Here is an 18,071-nt window from a genome sequence, read left to right on the forward strand (position 1 = left end):
CCTATGGAGGTCAGCTATGAAAAGGGTTATCGCATTGATCGGGAGCCAACGAAAGAAAGAAACCTACGACGCCGTCCTCAATTTTGGTGAGTACTTAACATCGCATGGCGGGATTGAATTTGAAACCATCTTTTTGCATGATTACAACCTTGGATTTTGCACGGGCTGCAAGCTATGCTTTGACAAGGGGGAGGAATATTGCCCCCTGAAGGACGACCGGGATCTTCTGATTGAAAAAATAAGCCGGTCGGATGGCGTGATCTTTGCCTCTCCCAATTACGCATTCCATGTTTCCGCACGGATGAAGAATTTGTTTGACAGGCTGGCTTTTATCTTTCACAGACCGCGCTTCTGGGGCAAAGCCTGTACGTCGATTGTTGCGCAAGGGATTTTTGGCGGGAACAAAATCGTGAAGTATCTGAACAGTATGGGTGAAAATTTAGGATTTCACACGTCCCGCGGCTGTGTTCTGCAAACGCTGGAGCCCACCACGGAAGCCATGCGCAGGAAAAATGACAGGGAAATACAAAGGGCGGCAACGGCTTTTTACAAAGCGCTGATGCGCAGCACCCTGCCTCCTTCCATTTTCCGGCTGATGATGTTCCGCATTTCACGTACCAAAATACGCATGATGCTCAATGAGGAATACCGGGATTTTCGGTATTATCAGGAACACGGCTGGTTTGAGTCTGATTATTATTATGAAACTTCATTGGGGCTGCTTAAAAAGGTCATGGGAAGCTTCTTTGATTTTATAGGAAGAAAGACGACCGTCTAAAGTCACCCACTACAGGAGGATAAAAATGGACAGAAAAGCGGAAATCTATCGCTGCGGGAAGCATCTGTTCAGCCTAAAGGGATTTAAAGACACGAATGTTGCGGAAATCACGAAAATGGCTGGAATGGCGGCGGGTACGTTTTATAATTATTATCCCTCGAAAGATGCCTTGTTCCTGGAGATTTACAATGATGAAAATGTCGCTTTGAAAAAGAGCATTATGGAGGTCATAGATATTAATGCCGATCCTATGCTGACTATGCGGAAAATACTGGGGCTGAATTTCGAGGGTATGAAGGCCAATCCGATCTTGCGGGAATGGTACAACAGCGAGGTGTTCGGTAAAATAGAAAAAAGTTTTCGGGAAGAAAATGGGCTGGAGCATGTGGACTTTCTCTACAGCGGCTTTATTGAGATCGTGAAAAAATGGCAGGCTGAAGGACGGATGCGGCGGGATATCGACGCCGAAATGATCATGTCGATTTTCACCGCATTGGTTGTTACGGAAACACATAAAGATGAAATCGGGCTTGATTATTTCCCGCGTCTGATTGAATACCTGGCCGAATTCACGATGAAGGGGCTTATGGACTGCTCCGCGGACACGCCGCCAGACGCTGAGAATAAACAGTGAAAACAAGCCGAAGGCCGGTAAATTCATGTTTTGAAGGAGAGAAAAATATGAATCATACGACTAATGATCATGCTCAAGGAGAAAAGCGGCAGGTATTAACCAAGCTTCAAACGGATTTGATTACCATGGGGATCGTATCCTCCATTCTTTATCTTATCACCGTCACAACCGCATCCGCTGTGTGGAGCGATTATAGCCCCGTATCACAAACCGTCAGCGAACTAATTGCGATCGACGCGCCGACCAGATTGTATGTAGCGATGCTTTTTGTTGTTTATGACCTGCTGATCTATGCGTACGGCATTGGCATCATGCTCTCTTCAAATGGCAAACGGACGCTTAAAATAGCAGCGTTGCTGATTATCGCGAAAGAGGCCCTCGGACTTGCGGCTACACTTTTCTTTCCGATCCATCTGCGGGGCGTGGAAGCGGATTTTTCGGATACGATGCATGGAATTCTAACAGCGGCAGGGGTTTTTCTCTGTATGTTTCCGGCGATGATAGCGGGAGCGGTATCCTTTAAAGGAAAGTTCAGGGCCTATTCGATCATTACCATGATATTGTTTGTGATTTTCGGCATATTGGCCGGTCTGGATCAGCCGAAATACGCTTTAAATATGCCTACTCCCATGATGGGCGTTTGGGAGCGCATTAATATTTATGGATACATGTTATGGATTGTCGTATTCTCTATCCTGCTTCTAAGGTTGAACAGAGGGAACGAATCGGAAAAACGGATCACGGAAAATATGTAAAATGGTTTTATTAAAAAGGCAGTGAGTATAAAACAAAGTTAAATTTAAAACAGAACGGGGAGGATCTCGATGAACATCGCGGTTGTATCGTATTCTTACACGGGTAATAATGAAGCTCTTGCGGAAAGTGTGGCAAAAGAGTTGATGGCAAAGCATATCAAAGTCTCCGTAAAAAAACCCATAACAATGGGGAGCATCGTTATGGATATGCTTTTTTCCCGGACGCCTAAAGTACTGCCTGCCCCGGATATTCTTCGGCAATATGATTTCATACTTTTTTTCGGGCCCGTCTGGATGGGTCAGGCAGCGTCCCCGCTTCGGGCGTACTTAGATGATCTAAAACAAAATCCGAAACCGTACGGCTTTTTATCCATCAGCGGCGGGGCCGACGGCGGAAACCCAAAGCTATCAAACGAGCTGCTGCGAAGAACGGGAAAGCAGCCCTCTATACTGATAGATCAGCATATTGCTGAATTGATTTCTCCAGACAATCCAACCTCACGCAAGGAAACCTCCGCTTACCGGATCAATAAGAATGACGTAAACCGGCTGACTAAGGCTGCAGTAGAAAGGATCAGACAATCCTCGCTTTATAATTTATAATAGAAGCAAAACTTAAGATGCCTGTTCAGACGAGAAATCGCGGCAGTGAAGGGCCATGGACTTATAACTTTAAGCCGCTTTTTTCATCCTTCCGTGACAATTGAAAAGCGTAGCATTTATATACGCAACCAAAACGAACATAATACGTATGCAGCAGTTGGTTGTATTCCTTGAATTTCAATTGTAATATTTAAGAGCGAGGTATGAAAAGTATGAATAATCTTAAAAATAACATTGCTGCCAATCTGCGTTATCTGCGAACCCGCCGCCGCTTATCGCAAGAGGAAGTCGCCGAGCAAGTCGGCGTCACACGGCAGGCCGTGGCAAAGTGGGAAAATGGAGATTCCCTGCCCGACATCCTCAATTGTGGAGCACTGGCCGACTTATTTGATGTATCCCTAAATGACCTTGTGCGTTATGATCCTGAACAGGAGGGAATTCCTATTGGCCCTAAAAACAAGCACATCTTTGGTACGGTAACCATAGGCGAAAGAGGACAAATCGTATTACCTAAAAAGGCGCGGGACACGTTAAAACTTCAACCCGGCGATACGCTGGTGGTTCTGGGGGACAGCGACCCGACAACCGCCGGAATTGCGTTGGTAAGCAGTAATACTTTTCTGCAGATGACCGGCAAGACTATTGATGCTTTTTTCAAGGGTAAGGAGGATAAAACTTGAATCTATTGTCTGTGCAGGGGATAACGAAGCATTATCCAGGTTTTACATTGCGTGACATTACGTTTTCACTGCCACAGGGCAGGATCATGGGGCTGATTGGAAAAAACGGCGCAGGAAAGACCACAACCTTAAAATCCACGCTGAATCTGGTGCGCCCGGACAGTGGGGTGATTGAAATGTTTGGCCGCAGCTTTGTGGAAAATGAAGAAAGCTGCAAGCAGAACATCGGTGCAGTTTTAGGCGGGATTGATTTCTACAAGCATAAAAAGTTAGCGGTTATTACGACGGTCACAAAGCGCTTTTACCGGAATTGGGACGAGGAAGCCTATCAAAAATATCTCAAGGCTTTTGCTCTCGACCCGCAAAAACGGGTGAAGGAACTTTCGTCCGGCATGAAAGTAAAATATATGTTAGCCCTTGCGCTATCCCATAATGCCAGGCTTTTGATTTTGGATGAACCCACAAGCGGGCTCGACCCGGTATCCCGTGATGATTTGCTGGGATTGTTTCGGCAGCTTGTGAAAGACGAGGAAAGGAGCATCCTTTTTTCTACCCACATTACGTCTGATCTGGAAAAATGCGCCGACGATATTACCTATATCAAAGACGGGGAACTGCTGAAAAGCGCCGAAAAATCCGTTTTTATCCGGTCGTTTCAAAACCTGAGGGAGCCGGGGGAAAACGGGGAGCTGTCTTTGGAGGAAATTATGATACGCACCGAAAGGAGAAGCTATGATATCTAATCTTCTTTACAAGGAACTGCGGCTGGCTGCCCATCCCAACCTGTATATCTTCACCCTGCTTGGTGCTCTGGTTATCGTTCCGGCGTATCCTTATGGCATGGTGTTCCTGTTCGGCTGCCTTGCGCCGTATCTTACTTTCCTGTATGGCCGAGAAACAAACGATATTTACTATACCGCTCTGTTGCCGGTAAAAAAAAGGGATACGGTGAAATCCAAATGCCTGCTTATGGTTTTGGCCCAAATGACGCAACTTCTTATTTCCCTGCCGTTTGCCGTACTGCGTGTTCATGTTCTGCCAAATGGCAATCCGGCTGGGATTGAAGCAAATGTGGCCTACTATGGCTTTGGGCTGATGATATATGCTGTCTTCAATGTGGTTTTGCTGACACAGTTTTTCAAAACAGCCTATAAAGTGGACATGGCGTTCCTTCTTGCTATCATACCGGCTGCCATTGCAGTGATTATAATGGAGGTGCTCGTACATTTTCCGGGGTTCGAGTGGCTCGACAGCGTTATACCCAATATGATGTTGCGGCAGTTGCCCATATTGGTTGTTGGCGCGGCAGTATATATGATTGGAATGCTGATTGCATATCTGATTTCTGCAAAGCGTTTTGAGCAGGTCGATTTGTAAAGTTTTTGCCCGGAACTCTGAATCGCTTCTGTAGAACATTGCCCGCAGACAGACGACGCATCGCGTCCTGTGCTGCTGTTTCATTTACGGTCGCCCCATGCGGCAGGAAGTCTGATAATGATCAAAAACCAAGGATTCCGGCTCTCTTCAATCAAGAGCACCGGAATCCTTGGTTTTCTTCTTATTTGACCACAACGGAAAACTTCATTTAACTTAGCAACCGTATAACAGTGCTCTGGATGACGCCAAATTTTTTTGCTGCGCCATGCACGGTGGTTCTGCTTCATTATGTACTCGCCGGGCCCAACGGCGCGCTCCTCAACAATATCTCTCGCTGCTCCGCCCTATTGGTAAATAAATTATGCGCTGATTTCACTGGATGTCTATCACAGGGTATCAAAATGAAAGGATATTTCCTTATGGTAGACGTCGCCGGGGAAAAGAAGAGGGGCGTCTTTTCCAAGCAGATTTGGGGCGTCCGGCGGATATTGCGCTTCCAGGGCATACGCGCTGCCGGCCGCGATTTTCTGACCGTCGGCGGTGAACCCGGCCTCTGAAAGATAACCGCCGGAATAAAAAACAAGGCATGGATAGTCCGTAGCAACGGTGACATGCCGCCCGCTTTTCGGGTCGTAAAGGGAAGCGGCGGGAAGGCATGCGTCCCTTAATACGTACGCATTGTTATACCCCCGCGCATTTTGAAGCTGGCTGTGGGCGGGAGCACTTTTCATTGCTTCTGCGACCGGACGGGGAGAGGTGAAATCGAAAGGAGTGCCCACTGTGCTTTCGCACGAAACCGGCAGATGATCGGCGTCGTTGAAATAAACTTCCTCCGCGTTGATCTGCAGCACTATGCTGTCACACGGTTTTGTAAAATCGCCTGTCAGATTCCAGTAAGTGTGGTTTGTCAGATTGAGAAACGTCGTTTTGTCCGTGACGGCGGTATACCGTATTTTCAGCGTATTATCGCTGGAAAGAGTATACCGTACCCCAAAGTGACGTTCGCCGGGGAATCCGTTCTGGCCATCGTTCAGGCGGGCTTTAAAAACAATGCCGGCCTCGTCCGGGCCGCAGAAGAACTCGCCGATCTCCCACAGAGAATGTCCCAGATTATTCGTTCCGCCATGCAGGGTGTTCCCGGAATCGTTTTTTTGCAGGGAATATTCCGTTCCCAGAATCGGCAAAAGGCCGTTCCGGATACGGCCGGCCGCCGGGCCGATTGTAGCGCCGCTGTAGGTGTCGCTACGGGAGTATTCCTCGTAGCTGCATAAAGAAAGCGCAATATTTATAAGGTGTCCGTTCCTGTCCGGCGTTTTTACAAAGGCAATGGCAGCACCCAAAGCTACAAAGCCAACCTCCGTGCCGAGGTCGTTCTTTAAGCAATAAACCGGATGATCCGCACGGGAGTCCTTCGAATATTGTGTAATATGCGTAAAAATGGGACAAGCACCCCCTTCTCTTTTTCTTCTCCATTTTAGTTTACAGATTCCTGTACGGAAAGCAATACGGAACTGTGAAAAGAGCAATTTTTTTAAATAGTTACGCAATTTTGAAAAACAAAAACCCATTTCTTTGTGATATCATAAATATCAACATATTAACAAAAGAGTAGTCGACTCACGAATAAAATATAGCAAATTATACGGAGAAGGAGGAGAAAGGGATGGAAAGTGTACTGGAATTTAAAAATATATCCAAATATTTTCCCGGTGTCGTTGCGCTGGATGATATCAGTTTCCAGGCACACAGCGGAGAAGTATTGGCCTTCCTTGGGGAAAACGGCGCAGGAAAATCGACCCTGCTGAAGATATTGAACGGCGATTACCAGCCGGATCGGGGAGATTACTTAATCGACGGGGTCCCTAAACACTTTCGCTCGCCTCACGAAGCAATCGAAGAGGGAATCAGCGTCATCTATCAGGAACGTCAGATTTTAATGGAGCTGACCGTTGCGGAGAACATCTATCTGGGCCGGATGCCGGCCAACAAGCTGGGAGTCATCAATAAGCGCCTTGCCAACAAAATGGCGCAGAAAATCATCAATGATTTCGGGCTGCCCATCACCCCCCAGACAAAAGTCAAGGATTTGAGTATCGCCTACCAGCAAATGGTGGAAATCATGAAGGCTTACAGCAGGGAGAACCTCAAAGTGATCTGCTTTGACGAACCCACGGCAAGTTTGAGCGATGCCGAGATCGAGTGCCTGTTTACGATTATCCGCAAACTGAAAAGTGAAAATAAAATCATTATCTATGTCTCGCACCGGATGGAGGAACTGAGAAAGATCACGGATAAAACCGTGGTTTTCAAGGACGGCCGTTATGTCTGTACGGTTTCCACCGGAGAGGTTTCGGACAAAGAGCTGATCCGGCTGATGGTCGGCCGTGATCTGGGGGACGTTTATAAGAGCCTTGACCGGGATAAGACCATAGGGGACGTGCTTCTGGATGTCAGAAATGTTTCCTCCGATTATGTGAAGGGAAATTCCTTTCAGCTGCGGCGCGGCGAGGTGCTGGGGTTCAGCGGACTGGTGGGCGCGGGGCGGACCGAATTGATCCGTGCCATTATCGGCGCCGATCCCATACGCAGCGGAGAAATCTATCTGGAAGGCAAAAAAATCGTCAACCGCTCGCCGAAAGACGCTATGGACAACGGCATTGTGCTGGTCCCGGAGGATCGGAAAATGCAGGGAATTCTGGCGAATTTGAGCGTAAAGGGCAACATTAATATCTCCATGCTGGATCAAAATGCAAAAAAATTCGGGATTGTAGATAAGAACAAAGAAGACGCCGTTGCCGAGAAGGGGATTTCCGAATTCAGGATCAAAACCCCTTCCGCAGACAAAAAGATTATCGAGCTGTCGGGCGGGAACCAGCAAAAATGCATTGTTGCGCGATGGATTGCGACCAATCCGAAGGTCCTGATTCTGGATGAACCCACCAAGGGGATCGACGTGGGCGCGAAATCCGAATTCTACCATATGATCTGCGCCTTCGCAAAACAGGGGCTTGGGGTGATTTTAATATCTTCGGAAATGCCGGAGGTCATGGGGCTCTCCGACCGGATTATTGTCATGAAATCATTAAAGATTGTCGGGGAGATATCGCACGATGAAGCAACTGAGGACAGACTCCTCAGTATGGGAATGATAGGGGAGGATACAGAATGAACGAGACACCCAAACAGAAGAAGGGAATATCCGTATTGCAGGACATATTCAATATCATCGGCGGGGAAAGACTGGTATTGATCGGCGCAATCATCGTGGTATTTATCCTTTTTTCATCCTTGAACTCAAACTTTTTCTCACTGACCAATATTGTCAACCTGCTGGTGGCGGCATCCCTGGTCGGTCTGGTCGCCATAGGCCATACATACCTGATTATTGCCGGGCAGAACGATTTGTCGCCCGGATCTCTCGCCGCTCTTTCCGGAACGCTCTGCGCGTTACTGGTAAGCTGGAAAATCCCGCTGGTGCTGTCCATTCTGATCACCCTTGCGGTTGCGGCGGGTGTGGGTGTCTGCAATGCGACGATGGTGAATAAGATCAAGCTCGACCCTTTTATAGCCACTCTGGTATCACAGGCGATTCTCCGCGGCTTTGCCTATATCATTTGCGACGGCAAACCGGTCGCGATCAGCAATCCGGCGTTTATTGAAATCGGGAAAACAAGGTTTGCGGGAATTCCCTTATCGGTCTGGATCATGCTTCTTTCCATCGGGATTTTCGGTTTTATTCTTGCGAAAACCAAATTCGGGCGGAGCATCTATGCAATCGGCGGAAATAAGGACGCCGCGCGTCTGGCGGGACTGAACCCCCAGAGGATTATTTTAATCTGCTTTGTGATGATGGGCCTGTTCTGCGGGATCGGCGGAATCGTTTTTGCCGCCAGAATGAACAGCGGGCAGCCCGCCGCTAACGTAAACCTTGAGTTCGACGCCATTACGGCCGTAATTTTGGGCGGCGTCTCCTTTACCGGCGGCGTCGGAAATATGGGAGGAACCGTACTCGGGATCATTTTGATCCAGGCCTTCAACACCGGGCTGATTATGGTAAACGTTCCCTCCTTCTGGCAGTATGTGGCGCGCGGCGCGTTGCTGCTGTTTGCCCTTACCACCGATTACCTGCGCAAAGAGAAACGCAACAAGGTTTTGCTGGCGGCCAGCATGAAGAATGCGTAATGATGATTCGTTGCTTTACATGCATCAGCATGTTTAGAAAAATGTAAAACAGGAGGATATTGTATGAAAAAGGCATTAGCATTTATTTTGTCAGTCACAATGGCCTTTGCAAGCCTGGCGGGCTGCAGCAGCGGAGACACAGGCTCCGCCGGTTCGGCCGCGGGCTCACAGGCCGCCGCGGACGCGGGGTCGAAAGGTTCCGGAAAATTGACGGTTTACGGAATCTATAAGGCCGGGGACCAAACGTGGTTCATCGATGAAGGCGCCGCCGCGAAAAAGGCGGTTGAGGCCGCGGGCGGAGAGTTTATCTATGTCGACGCCAAGATGAGCCCGGAGGAGTACCTGAAAGCGATCGACAACGCGATCGCCAACAACGCATCCGGGGTCGTCACCTGTATTCCCGACCAGACGATGTCCCAGTCCGTCGTGGATAAGCTCGCACAGGCAAAGATCCCCGTCATTGCGGCGGACGACGCCCTGCAGGACGGGAGCGGTAAAAAGCTGGCTCCCTGGGTCGGAATCGACGCTTATGCCATCGGAGAAACGAACGGGAAATGGCTTTCCGATTACGCAAAGAAAAACGATCTGGTTTCCAAATCCGATGTCGGCCTGCTGATTATGACCATGGATACTGTTTCCAGCTGCGTGCCGCGCGCGGAAGGGGAATATGACGCCTTTACGAAGGAATGTCCCGACTTTGCGGCAAGCAGGATTTTCAAGGCGGATTACGACGGAACGACCGATAAGGGCAACACCGCCGCCGCGACCGTGTTTACCGCTCATCCGGAAATCAAGACCTGGCTTGTGACCGGCGCGAATGAAGAAGGCACCATAGGCGCGTGCCGTGCTCTCGAGAGCGCGGGGCTCGATAAAAATGCCTGTGTGGTGGGCCTGGGCGCTTATCTCGCAAAGGACGAATTCAAGAAGTCCGGCGGTTCCCCAATGAAAGCCGCAACTTATTTCTCCTCCGATTCGATCGGGGCCGGCTCCGTGCAGGTGCTGCTCGATACGATCGCCGGGAAAGAAGTGAAGCAGGAAACGGCAGTAAGCGCAGAAATCGTTACTCCGGAAAACTACAAAGAAGTGATGGGTGCTGCTGCAGACTAAGCCCTTGTGATCTTTAAAAAGTAAGCCGCCCTGTGCTTAGTTTGATATGCTACCCCCAGATAGGACAGTGAAATAAAAAAGCACTGTTCTTCAGTCTGGGGGTAAAATTATGCCGAATAGGAAGAAGACAACAGCCGAAGAAAAGATCCGTATTGTAGAATTGTATTTGTCAGGCAAAATTGGATACAGCGAAGCAGGAAAACAGGCGGGAGTAGATTGCAAGACGATTGCGCGTTGGGTCAGTCGGTACAAGACGGAAGGGCCTGCGGGGTTTCTGACCCACGGACACGACCGGGCATACGGCAAGGAAACGAAACTATCGGCAGTTTTGGATTATCTTGCTGGGAAAGGTTCTCTTCAGGAAATCTGCGAAAAGTACGGAATCCGTGATACCCGGCAGCTCAGGGATTGGCTGAGGGTATATAATTGTCATGAAGACTTCAGGATACATACGGGAGGGAGTCGCATGACGAAGGGCCGGGATACAACCGCGAAAGAACGGATGGAGATCGTAAAAGCGTGTATCGTCAACGGGAATGATTACGGCGGTACAGCGCTTAAGTATCGAGTTTCTTACCAGCAGGTTTACACCTGGACGAGGAAATACCGAAATATGGGCAGGGCGGGGCTGGAGGACCGGCGGGGACACCGGGCCGGGACGCTTCCGAGCCGGACGCCGGAAGAAGAACTCAGAGACAAGGTTGCTCAGCTTGAACGGAAAAACTATGATCTGGAAATGGAGAACGCTCTGTTAAAAAAAGTGAAGGAATTGGAGAGGAGGCGACGTTGAGCTTCATCAGGCATCCGGCGGCTTACGGCGCGGTAAGCACGCTGTCTGCGGAACGGGTATTCCCTGTTTGGAAACTCTGCGGCTTTCTGCACATCACGCGCTCGGCGTATTACAGATGGCTGAAGCACCCGAAAAGCAGCCGCGAGTTGGAAAACGAACTCATCGCAGGCGAGGTCGAGAAAATCCATAGCCTGCATACGGATATGGGATACCGCAGAATACGGGATGAGTTGGACAGGCATCATGGCATTCATGTCAACGACAAGCGAGTACTCCGCATCGACCGTGCACTTCATATTCAGTCCAGCGTCAAATACCGTCGGCACGGGTGCACAAAAAGTGCGGCATCGCCGGAATACATTGCCAAAAACTATTTGAACCGCAAATTTTATGCGGACGCTCCGAACCGAAAATGGTTGACCGATGTAACGGAATTCAAGTATTTCATCGGCCCGGAAATCCGCAAGGTTTATCTGAGCGCTATTCTGGACTTGTACGACCGGCGCATCGTTGCCTATGCCGTAGGCGATCATAATGACAACAGGTTGGTATTCAATACGCTGGATGCTGCCGTGGCCGCTAATCCGGACGCACACCCGCTATTTCACAGTGACCGGGGGTACCAGTATACCAGCCGTTCTTTTCACTCGAAATTGCATGCCGCCAAGATGAAGCAAAGCATGTCCAGAGTGGCGCACTGTATTGACAATGGGCCGATGGAAGGCTTTTGGGGTATCCTCAAACGGGAAATGTACTATGGACGCAAATTCACCGACCGGAAACAGATCACGCAAGCCATTTCAGAGTATATTTACTTTTACAACTACCGGCGACTGCAGCGCCGATTGTCTGTTATGACACCCATGGAGTTCCATGCACAGTACGCAAAAGCTGCGTAAAAATTGCTGCCCGCCGGTTCCGGCGGACAGCAGTCCTAAAAATCTTTTTATTTTTTCATTGTCCTCTTGACGGGGTGCACACCAGTTTTCTGCAGGGCGGCTATTTTTTGGAATTTTTGCGGTCCTTCCCCTGTATTTCAGGGGCGTAGTGCCGGTTGCTTTCTTAAATGAGGTGCAAAAGCTGCATTCGTTGTCAAATCCGCTCCGGTAGGCGATCTCCTTAATCCGTACGTCCGTGGTGGTCAACAGGAACTTCGCAAGCTCTACGCGGACACGGATGAGATATTCGTGAGGGGTAAAACCGGTTTCTTTTTTAAATACCCTTGTAAAATAGTATGGACTCAGGGACGCGCGTTTTGCCAGCAGCTCCAGCGTCAGCGGCTGGTCGGCGTTTTCAGAAATATAGGTCATGATCTCTTCGATCACAACGCCGTTATTGTCCTTTGAAACAATTTTATTGGCGCACAATATCAGTTCGGTCAGAAGATCCGTGATGATCTTGGAAATAACGACTTCGTTTACCTTCATATGGCCGTGATAACGCTCGAATATTTTACAGATGCAGTGCTCGGCGTTATAGGGGTTCTGGGGAGTAAAAATGATGCCGTTGCGGGTCGCGGTGTTAAAATACTGCCTTGCAAGGATTCCGTCAAAGTGAACCCAATAGATTTCCCAATCGCTCTTTGTGTAATATAAATGCGGTTTATAACAGTCAATAAACGCAAGGGAACCCTCGTGAAGCGGAATGTGACGTCCGTTTTGCTCCACAAATCCGGTCCCCTGTTTTACATAGATAATCAGAAAACTGTTGTAGCTTTGCCGGTCTACGACATAAGTGTTATCGCAGAAGTAATGCCCGGTGCAAACAGGGTAAAAGTACATTTCTTCCGCCTGTGTGCTGTGGGTATGGAAATAAAGATCAGAGGCTTCCAGAATACCGGCCTGGTCATATATTTTCACGATAACACAACCTTTTTACTGAATAATAAGAGCTTTTCTTATATTATAAATATTTTTATTACATCCGTCAAACGGCATTGTTTCCGTGCGGGATTTGCGCGAAACCTTATTTTACCATTAGGAGGCATCATCATGAAGCATACTGAAAAACAGGTGGAAGTATGGCAGGAAAACGTAGTAATCCCCACCTATGAGGTGGGCGCCGCCGATAAGAATCCGATGTTTTTTGAGAAACGTGTTTACCAGGGCAGTTCCGGAAAAGTTTATCCGTGCCCGGTCATCGATAAAATTTATGACGAGAAAAAAGACAAGACCTATCACGCTGTTTTTTTGGAAAACGATTATCTGCGCGTAATGATTTTGCCGGAGCTGGGCGGCCGGATCCAGCGTGCGTATGATAAAACGAACGGATATGATTTTGTTTATTATAACGAAGTCATTAAGCCCGCGCTGGTGGGACTCACGGGTCCATGGGTCAGCGGCGGAATTGAATTCAACTGGCCGCAGCACCACCGTCCGTCGACCTTCTCTCCCGTGGATTATACCATATGTGAGAATCAGGACGGAAGCAAAACCGTCCGGGTTAACGAAACGGACAGAATCAACGGGACAAAGGGAATGGCGGGCTTTACGCTTTATCCTGACAAAGCCTACATTGAAATCAAAGGTCAGCTTTACAACCCCACCGATATGCCGCAGACCTTTTTGTGGTGGGCTAATCCCGCGGTCAGCGTCAATGAGGATACCCAGTCCATTTTCCCGCCGGATGTACACGCGGTGATGGACCACGGAAAACGGGACGTTTCCAAGTTCCCCATTGCCACCGGTGTTTATTATAAACACGATTACGGCGCGGGGGTGGACATTTCACGGTATAAAAACATCCCGGTCCCGACTTCCTATATGGCGTACCATTCCGACTATAATTTTGTCGGCGGCTATGACTACGGAGCACAGGCCGGAATCCTGCATATTGCCGATCACCATATTTCCCCCGGGAAAAAACAGTGGACCTGGGGCAGCGGAGAATTCGGAAAGGCCTGGGACAGGAACCTGACGGATGAAAACGGCCCGTACATTGAGCTGATGACCGGAATGTTCACCGACAACCAGCCGGATTTCACCTGGCTCAAACCGTATGAGGAAAAATGCTTTACCCAGTATTTTATGCCCTATAAAAAGGCGGGGAACGTGAAAAACGCCAGCACCGAGGTTGTGCTGAACCTGGAAACACAAGGCGATGACGTAAGCATTTGCGTGTACGCGACCGGAATCTATCCCCATGCGAAAATCGAGCTCAAAAGCGCAGCCGGTGTCCTGCTCGACACGGTTCAGACACTGTCGCCGGACGATGTTTACACCGCAAAGCTCTCTGCAAAGGGAGCAAAGCCGGAGGAACTGACCCTGTCGGTGTATGACGGAACGGGCAGACTGATGCTGAGCTATACTTCCGCGTCAGAAAAGATCGAAAAGCTTCCGGACCCCTCGCAGCCCGCGAAGGCGCCCGCACAGATCCTGACCAATGAGGAGCTGTATTTAACCGGTCTGCATATTGAACAGTACCGCCATGCGACCTATGACCCCGACCCGTATTATCTGGAGGGATTGAGGCGCGATCCTTACGACAGCCGTATCAATAACGCCTACGGCCTGCTGTTGTTCCGCAGGGGCCTGTTTGCGGAAAGCGAGCCGTATTTCCGGAGGGCGGTCGAGCGCATCACCTGGAAAAACCCGAACCCGTATGACAGCGAGCCGTATTTCAACCTCGGACTGAGCCTGACGTATCAGGAGCGTTACGGGGAAGCTTTCGACGCTTTTTATAAAGCGACGTGGACGAATGAACAGCAGGAGATGGCATTTTACTGGCTTGCCGCCCTTGCGGCGAAGTCCGGACGCTGGACGGAAGCGCTCGGCTATGTGGAGCGCTCGCTCGTCAGGAACCTGCATCATATCAGGGCACGCGGCTTAAAGGCGCTGATCCTGCGAAAAATCGGAAAAACGGAGGAAGCAAAAGCATTTTTACAGGAAAATATCCGGCTGGATCCTTTCGATTATTTTTCGAGAATGGAGCAGGGCTATCCGGACGGTTCCGGCCGGGAGGAAATGCTTTCCCTGATGCGCGGCGAGCCGAACACCTTTCTTGATGTTGCAGCGAATTACGCCGCGTACGGCTGCTATGACGAAGCGCTGGAGTTGCTTCGTTTATACGCGGGGAAGCACCCTATGCCCGCATATTATGCCGCCTATTACAGCGCCCTGAGCGGGAACAGGGAGGAAAGCAGGCTTGCCCTTGCGGATGCGGCAAAGCGCAGTCCGCTCTATTGTTTCCCGAATAAGCTTACCGATATCGCGGTGCTGGAATATGCCGTCCGGGTTTCCCCGGAGGACGCAAAAGCCCCCTACTATTTGGGAAATCTCTGGTACGATAAAAAGCAGTACGCAAAAGCGCGCGGGCTTTGGGAAAAGTCCGTTTCCATAGACCGTCAGTTCCCGACCGCATGGAGAAACCTGTCCCTCGCTTACTATAATAAAGAAAAAAATCCTGAGGAAGCGCAGAAAGCGCTGGAAACAGCCTTTCTGCTGGATACGACCGACGCGCGGGTGTTTTTGGAGCTCGACCAGCTCTACAAAAAACGCGGCGTTGCTCCCGCCGAGCGGATCCGGAATTTTGACAAATACAAGTCTTTGGTTGAACAGCGCGACGATCTGTGCGTGGAATATATTACCCTGCTGAATCTTCTGGGCCGGCATGAGGAAGCATACCGGCGCACGCAGATCAGGAAGTTCCACCCATGGGAAGGCGGGGAAGGAAAGATCACCACGCAGTATACGCTGGCGCTGGCGGAGCTGGCGCGCGGGGCTTTGCGCAGCGGGGAAGCGGCAAAAGCGAAAGAGCTGCTTCAGGAAGCGCTTGTGTTCCCGGAAAACCTGGGAGAAGGCAAGCTGGAAGGGGAAAAGGACAACAATCTTTATTATTATCTGGGGTGTGCCTGTAAAGCTCTGGACAATTCAGCGGGCGCAGAAGAAAACTGGCGGCGCGCCTCCGTCGGCGATCAGGAGCCCGCGGGAGTGATGTACTACAACGACCAGCCCGCCGATATGATCTTTTATCAGGGCCTGGCCCTGCGAAAGCTCGGCCTTGAGGAAAAAGCTCTCAGTCGGTTCCACAAGCTGGTGGACTACGGTGAAAAACATATTTTTGATACTGTTTCTATCGACTATTTTGCCGTTTCCCTGCCGGGTTTACAGCTTTTCGACGAAGATCTGAACATCCGGAACCAGGCGCACTGCCAGTACCTCATCGCACTGGGCAGTTATGGTCTGGGTGACCGTGAGCGTGCAAAAAAGGCTTGTGAAGAAACGCTGAAAATCGACTGTGCTCACGTCGGCGCGGTTCTGCATCAGAAATTGTTCCTTCAGGACGAACCATAAAAGAAAAGCCGGGATTTTCGCTCTCCGCACAGGAATACGCGCGAATCTCCGGCTTTCGTATATTCGCTGACATTTGCCGCACAGCAGGGGAGAGCGGCTTCACGGCGTTTCTGAATTCCTCCATCCTATGGAGGCGCTGGAAAAGTTACATTCCATTCAATTGCGGATAAAAATGCGGCCATCACAAAAAGTGATGGCCGCATTCAGCTGAAATATCGAAATGTCACTATGCAGTTGGAACGTAGCTTGCTTATTCGCCTACGACCGATTTTACAAATGCGGTAAGAGCCTCGTCCTTGCTGTTCGCGTAGAAAAGCTCTTTAAAGTGTGCGCCGCCCAGAGCGCCCTTCAGCAGTTCCTGATCGATCCCCTTCAGGCAGGTAATGAGATCATGGAAGTTGTTTGCCCTTACGGCGTCAAGAATCTTCTTGTTGCTGCGCTCGACCTGCTGTTTTTCCTTCGGATAGCCGCCGCCGCTTTCGCAGCCGAACAGTTTTTCAAAGATATATTCCAGGTTGCACTCCGCGCCCCAGCCGAAGCCCTTTGCAAAGGGAAGGGAAATCGAGTTGCCGTCGTTGATCTGGGCAAACATGAAGGCGTCGCTCGGGTCGACCACATGACCGCAGATCACACCGGGGAAGCTGTTGAGGGCGAGCATGGCCCCTTCGCCGGTGCCGCAGCCGGTAATGACATAATCGGCCGCGCCGCTGTTCAGTAATACGGCGGCCAGAATGCCGTTCTGCACATAGGTCAGCCATTCCTTATCCGTTGCCGTATACATGCCGTAATTGTATACCGTATGACCCATTGGTTCGACTACCTTTTTCAATACGCTGCAGATCAATTCATTTTTGGAAGCCTGGCTGTTTTCGTTTATCAGTGCTATTTTCATGGTACCTCTCCTTTATTTCCTCGGGCCACATGATGCCGTCCGGGGGATTTTTTTATAAAATGGTTTTTATCTGCTTCAATACGGAGTCAGTATCCAGACCGTATTCACGCAGAAGCTCCTCCGGTTTTCCGGATTGGCCGAAACGGTCCTGCACCCCGATCTTTTTGAACCGGAAATCGCCTTTGCCGATCAGCACGGCGGATACCGCGTCGCCTAAACCGCCGATTACGCTGTGTTCTTCAACGGTGACTGCCTTTTTGCACCGGGAGGCATAACGCAGCACGCAGTCCTCGTCGATCGGTTTGACGGTATGGATGTTGACTACAGAGGCGGATACTCCGTTTTCCGACAGCCTCGCCGCACATTCCAGCGCGGTGGCCACCATGATGCCGCAGGCGAAGAGGACAACGTCGCCGCCTTCCCGCAGAACATTGGCTTTGCCGATCTCAAACGGCATTTCCTGCTCAAATACCGGAGACGCGGGCCTTGCGAGACGCAGATAGGCGGGGCCTTTCATAGCGGCCACCGCATTGACGGCGCGCTTCGCTTCGTTTGCGTCGCACGGTACGATCACCGTCATGCCCGGGATCACGCGCATCAGAGCGAGGTCCTCGATTGCCTGATGGCTGCCGCCGTCCTCGCCAAGCGTGATTCCCGCGTGCGTCATGCCCAGCTTCACGTTAAAATTCGGGTACGCAACGCTGTTGCGCACCTGCTCGTACGCGCGTCCCGCGCCGAAGATGGCGAACGTGCTGCAGAATGGGATGAAGCCCATCGTGGAAAGTCCCGCGGCCATGGAGATCATGTTTGCTTCCGCTATTCCGCCGTTAAAAAAACGCTCCGGATATTTTTCGGCGAAGCCGTTGGTCATGGTTGCGTGCGCCAGATCGGCGTCCAGAACGACGACCTTGTCGTTTTTTGCGCCAAGGTCGACCAGCGCTTCCCCGTAGGCGGCTCGTATTGCTTTTAATTCACTCATTCT

General features: G+C 50.2%; 18 protein-coding genes. 13 read left to right on the forward strand and 5 right to left on the reverse strand.

Annotated features, from left to right (window positions below; translation table 11 throughout):
• Positions 1 to 16: 16 nt before the first annotated feature.
• The 7 genes from VXK30_RS03710 (at position 17) to VXK30_RS03740 (ending at position 4,827) form a co-directional block, all read left to right on the forward strand.
• Positions 17 to 778, forward strand: coding sequence for a flavodoxin family protein (locus tag VXK30_RS03710; RefSeq protein ID WP_275716360.1), 762 nt, complete (start codon positions 17 to 19; stop codon positions 776 to 778).
• Between the two features lie 25 nt (positions 779 to 803).
• On the forward strand, positions 804 to 1,412 hold the full coding sequence (locus tag VXK30_RS03715) for a TetR/AcrR family transcriptional regulator (protein ID WP_275716362.1): 609 nt from the start codon (positions 804 to 806) through the stop codon (positions 1,410 to 1,412).
• 47 nt (positions 1,413 to 1,459) lie between these two features.
• Complete coding sequence (locus VXK30_RS03720; RefSeq protein ID WP_275716364.1) at positions 1,460 to 2,167, forward strand: DUF998 domain-containing protein; 708 nt, start codon at positions 1,460 to 1,462, stop codon at positions 2,165 to 2,167.
• Between the two features lie 69 nt (positions 2,168 to 2,236).
• Positions 2,237 to 2,770: a flavodoxin family protein gene (locus VXK30_RS03725; RefSeq protein WP_275716366.1), complete on the forward strand. Its 534-nt coding sequence runs from the start codon at positions 2,237 to 2,239 to the stop codon at positions 2,768 to 2,770.
• Between the two features lie 203 nt (positions 2,771 to 2,973).
• Entirely contained in the window at positions 2,974 to 3,450 is a 477-nt protein-coding gene (locus VXK30_RS03730; RefSeq protein ID WP_329494129.1) for a helix-turn-helix domain-containing protein, read from the forward strand.
• Positions 3,447 to 4,193 (forward strand): ABC transporter ATP-binding protein, encoded by a 747-nt coding sequence (locus VXK30_RS03735; protein WP_275716368.1) that lies wholly within the window; start codon positions 3,447 to 3,449, stop codon positions 4,191 to 4,193. The genes VXK30_RS03730 and VXK30_RS03735 overlap by 4 nt, the downstream gene beginning before the upstream one ends.
• Entirely contained in the window at positions 4,183 to 4,827 is a 645-nt protein-coding gene (locus VXK30_RS03740) for an ABC-2 transporter permease (protein WP_275716370.1), read from the forward strand. Before VXK30_RS03735 ends, VXK30_RS03740 begins: the two co-directional genes overlap by 11 nt.
• 80 nt (positions 4,828 to 4,907) lie before the next feature.
• On the opposite strand, the gene VXK30_RS03745 is transcribed toward VXK30_RS03740, so the two are convergent.
• Both VXK30_RS03745 and VXK30_RS03750 read right to left on the reverse strand, forming a co-directional pair.
• A complete protein-coding gene (locus VXK30_RS03745; protein ID WP_275716372.1) occupies positions 4,908 to 5,114 on the reverse strand; it encodes a hypothetical protein in 207 nt (68 codons plus the stop codon).
• 99 nt (positions 5,115 to 5,213) lie between these two features.
• A complete protein-coding gene (locus VXK30_RS03750) occupies positions 5,214 to 6,395 on the reverse strand; it encodes an aldose epimerase family protein (protein WP_275716374.1) in 1,182 nt (393 codons plus the stop codon).
• Positions 6,396 to 6,490: 95 nt separating this feature from the next.
• On the opposite strand from VXK30_RS03750, the gene VXK30_RS03755 reads away from it, so the two are divergent.
• From VXK30_RS03755 to VXK30_RS03775, 5 genes are all read left to right on the forward strand, one after another.
• The gene (locus VXK30_RS03755; RefSeq protein WP_275716375.1) at positions 6,491 to 7,996 is read left to right on the forward strand and encodes a sugar ABC transporter ATP-binding protein; all 1,506 of its coding nucleotides are present in this window, start codon (positions 6,491 to 6,493) and stop codon (positions 7,994 to 7,996) included.
• Entirely contained in the window at positions 7,993 to 9,009 is a 1,017-nt protein-coding gene (locus tag VXK30_RS03760) for an ABC transporter permease (RefSeq protein WP_275716377.1), read from the forward strand. Before VXK30_RS03755 ends, VXK30_RS03760 begins: the two co-directional genes overlap by 4 nt.
• A gap of 63 nt (positions 9,010 to 9,072) precedes the next feature.
• Positions 9,073 to 10,116, forward strand: coding sequence for an arabinose ABC transporter substrate-binding protein (locus VXK30_RS03765; protein ID WP_275716379.1), 1,044 nt, complete (start codon positions 9,073 to 9,075; stop codon positions 10,114 to 10,116).
• 109 nt (positions 10,117 to 10,225) lie between these two features.
• Positions 10,226 to 10,906 carry a helix-turn-helix domain-containing protein gene (locus tag VXK30_RS03770; RefSeq protein ID WP_329493119.1) on the forward strand — a complete coding sequence of 227 codons (681 nt, stop codon included), beginning with the start codon at positions 10,226 to 10,228 and terminating at the stop codon, positions 10,904 to 10,906.
• Positions 10,903 to 11,805, forward strand: coding sequence for an IS3 family transposase (locus VXK30_RS03775; protein ID WP_329493117.1), 903 nt, complete (start codon positions 10,903 to 10,905; stop codon positions 11,803 to 11,805). Before VXK30_RS03770 ends, VXK30_RS03775 begins: the two co-directional genes overlap by 4 nt.
• Here the strand turns inward: VXK30_RS03775 and VXK30_RS03780 are convergent.
• Positions 11,707 to 12,765 (reverse strand): AraC family transcriptional regulator, encoded by a 1,059-nt coding sequence (locus VXK30_RS03780; protein ID WP_329494133.1) that lies wholly within the window; start codon positions 12,763 to 12,765, stop codon positions 11,707 to 11,709. The genes VXK30_RS03775 and VXK30_RS03780 overlap by 99 nt on opposite strands.
• Before the next feature lie 132 nt (positions 12,766 to 12,897).
• On the opposite strand from VXK30_RS03780, the gene VXK30_RS03785 reads away from it, so the two are divergent.
• Entirely contained in the window at positions 12,898 to 16,197 is a 3,300-nt protein-coding gene (locus VXK30_RS03785; RefSeq protein ID WP_275717960.1) for a DUF5107 domain-containing protein, read from the forward strand.
• 250 nt (positions 16,198 to 16,447) lie between these two features.
• Here VXK30_RS03785 and VXK30_RS03790 read toward each other — a convergent pair whose 3' ends face one another.
• Both VXK30_RS03790 and VXK30_RS03795 read right to left on the reverse strand, forming a co-directional pair.
• A complete protein-coding gene (locus tag VXK30_RS03790; protein WP_275717959.1) occupies positions 16,448 to 17,089 on the reverse strand; it encodes an RpiB/LacA/LacB family sugar-phosphate isomerase in 642 nt (213 codons plus the stop codon).
• Positions 17,090 to 17,141: 52 nt separating this feature from the next.
• Positions 17,142 to 18,068, reverse strand: a complete 927-nt coding sequence (locus VXK30_RS03795) for a transketolase family protein (RefSeq protein ID WP_275717958.1) — start codon at positions 18,066 to 18,068, stop codon at positions 17,142 to 17,144.
• Positions 18,069 to 18,071 lie beyond the last annotated feature (3 nt).

This window comes from Caproiciproducens sp. CPB-2, from assembly GCF_036287215.1.
Classification (GTDB): Bacteria; Bacillota; Clostridia; order Oscillospirales; family Acutalibacteraceae; genus Caproiciproducens.

Coding starts and splice junctions, on each gene's coding strand:
- VXK30_RS03760 (WP_275716377.1), top strand. CDS start 7,993: ATGAACGAGACACCCAAACAGAAGAAGGGAATATCCGTATTGCAGGAC.
- VXK30_RS03725 (WP_275716366.1), top strand. CDS start 2,237: ATGAACATCGCGGTTGTATCGTATTCTTACACGGGTAATAATGAAGCT.
- VXK30_RS03755 (WP_275716375.1), top strand. CDS start 6,491: ATGGAAAGTGTACTGGAATTTAAAAATATATCCAAATATTTTCCCGGT.
- VXK30_RS03745 (WP_275716372.1), bottom strand. CDS start 5,114: ATGAAGCAGAACCACCGTGCATGGCGCAGCAAAAAAATTTGGCGTCAT.
- VXK30_RS03790 (WP_275717959.1), bottom strand. CDS start 17,089: ATGAAAATAGCACTGATAAACGAAAACAGCCAGGCTTCCAAAAATGAA.
- VXK30_RS03720 (WP_275716364.1), top strand. CDS start 1,460: ATGAATCATACGACTAATGATCATGCTCAAGGAGAAAAGCGGCAGGTA.
- VXK30_RS03730 (WP_329494129.1), top strand. CDS start 2,974: ATGAAAAGTATGAATAATCTTAAAAATAACATTGCTGCCAATCTGCGT.
- VXK30_RS03750 (WP_275716374.1), bottom strand. CDS start 6,395: ATGGGTTTTTGTTTTTCAAAATTGCGTAACTATTTAAAAAAATTGCTC.
- VXK30_RS03740 (WP_275716370.1), top strand. CDS start 4,183: ATGATATCTAATCTTCTTTACAAGGAACTGCGGCTGGCTGCCCATCCC.
- VXK30_RS03795 (WP_275717958.1), bottom strand. CDS start 18,068: ATGAGTGAATTAAAAGCAATACGAGCCGCCTACGGGGAAGCGCTGGTC.
- VXK30_RS03715 (WP_275716362.1), top strand. CDS start 804: ATGGACAGAAAAGCGGAAATCTATCGCTGCGGGAAGCATCTGTTCAGC.
- VXK30_RS03765 (WP_275716379.1), top strand. CDS start 9,073: ATGAAAAAGGCATTAGCATTTATTTTGTCAGTCACAATGGCCTTTGCA.
- VXK30_RS03710 (WP_275716360.1), top strand. CDS start 17: ATGAAAAGGGTTATCGCATTGATCGGGAGCCAACGAAAGAAAGAAACC.
- VXK30_RS03770 (WP_329493119.1), top strand. CDS start 10,226: ATGCCGAATAGGAAGAAGACAACAGCCGAAGAAAAGATCCGTATTGTA.
- VXK30_RS03785 (WP_275717960.1), top strand. CDS start 12,898: ATGAAGCATACTGAAAAACAGGTGGAAGTATGGCAGGAAAACGTAGTA.